At 74.6% G+C, this 782-nt stretch carries 1 protein-coding gene; it reads right to left on the bottom strand.

The features are described from left to right. On the bottom strand, positions 1 to 782 hold a 782-nt coding region (locus AC1DY5_RS57480; RefSeq protein WP_478123015.1), incomplete at both ends, for a DNA polymerase Y subunit UmuC family protein.

Genomic DNA, 782 nt, shown 5'->3' with positions numbered 1-782 from the left:
CCGGATAGATCGCGTCGGCCGGGGACGGCGATGGGGCCGCCACGGCCTTGCCCGCCGTGCGCAGCGCCGGCTGCCAGGCCTGCCGGCGCTCCGGCCGGTGATCGGCCTGCGCCACCGCGCACAGCACCTGCTGCGGCCCGAGCCGCGCGCTGAGCCGCTCGACCAGCTCATGCAGCTTGCCGCCCTTGCGGTTGTCTTCGGGCAGAAAGCTGGTGCTGGCGCCGGCCCAGGGCGTGGTGTCGAGGGTGCGCAGGCGCAGCCAGCTCGCCGGTGCGGCCAGCGTGGCGAGCGCGAGTTTCTCGGCCATCAGGCGGCGCAGGTGCGCCATGTCCTGGGTCGGCTGGGCCGTGCGCACCACGATCTGCTGGTGCGGTGGCAGGTCGATGCCGTTGAAGCGCTTGAGGTCGAGGGTCCATTGCAGCTCGAGAGACACCGCGCCGCGCTGCCGCACGCGCAGCCAGATCTGCAGTGCGCCGAGCAGCCGATTGGCCGACCACATGAGTTCGCTGGCGCCCTCGGCCAGCGCGGGCAGCTCGAGCTTCTGCTCGAACACGTCGGGCAGCGTGAGCCAGCGGTGGCTTTCGGGCCGCAGGCCCCATGCCGCATCGAGTGCCGCGCGCAGTTCCTTGCCGAAGCGGCGCACGAGGCCGCCGCGCGGCAGCGCCGCCACGTCGCCCCAGGTGCGGCAGCCCAGGTGCGCCAGCACGTCGAGGTGCTCGCGCGCGGCGCTCAGCGTGTCGAGCGGCAGGCCCGCGGGCAGGTCGGCCGGCGGCGGCTGACCG

Source organism: Variovorax sp. P4_D9, assembly GCF_056401695.1.
Note: the sequence above shows the minus strand (reverse complement) of the source record. Positions and strands in the feature narration are given on the sequence as shown.